General features: G+C 54.0%; 1 protein-coding gene and 1 pseudogene. One reads left to right on the forward strand and one right to left on the reverse strand.

The window, feature by feature from the left end:
• Positions 1–194, reverse strand: a pseudogene (locus AC1DH9_RS30185) (FKBP-type peptidyl-prolyl cis-trans isomerase); the annotation flags it as partial.
• Between the two features lie 192 nt (positions 195–386).
• Here AC1DH9_RS30185 and AC1DH9_RS30190 point away from each other — a divergent pair.
• Positions 387–746 (forward strand): AlgP family protein (locus AC1DH9_RS30190; protein WP_477809459.1); only part of this gene is annotated, 360 nt, incomplete at its 3' end.

Genomic DNA, 746 nt, shown 5'->3' on the forward strand with positions numbered 1-746 from the left:
GCTTGTTGCAAAGCTTGTTGCAAACCTTCCACCAGTGCCTGGATTTGCAGATCGGGAGCCTCCAGGCGCAGACGTTCACCCAGACTGGCACCGAGGCTGTAGGCGAGATCATGGGCGTCAGTTTCCGTGGCTTTTTCTGCGGCTTGAGCCATTGAAAAAAACACGCACAAGGGTAAAAAAAGGTAACGCGACATGGGCACTCTCCAGCCTGAGATGGGGAGGATTATGCCAGTGAGAATGCCGTGACCGGTGAACTGCTTTTAAGTGTGCGCAGAACATTTTCAAATCGCTGCAACGCCCGGCACTCGATACTGTCAACATGCCCTAGCGGCGGTAGCAGCAGAGGTCTAGTATGAGCCGCACTCACGTCAGCCAGGAGGTAAACCATGTCGGCCAATAAGAAGCCTGTAAATACTCCGTTGCACTTACTCCATCAGCTGTCGGGCAGCTTGCTCGAGCATTTGGAAAACGCTTGTTCCCAAGCCTTGGCTGATGCTGAAAAACTGCTCGCCAAACTGGAAAAGCAGCGCGGAAAAGCACAGGAAAAACTGCACAAATCTCGCACCAAATTGCAGGACGCTGCGGCGGCCGGCAAAGCCAAGGCACAAGCCAAGGCCAAAGATGCGGTAAAAGAACTTGAAGACCTGCTCGATGCGCTCAAAGAGCGTCAGTCCGAGACGCGCGGCTACATTCTGCAGCTCAAGCGCGATGCCCAGGAAAGCCTGAAACTGGCTCAGGGTATTGGT

The sequence above is a fragment of the Pseudomonas sp. 05T35 genome (genome assembly GCF_056396605.1).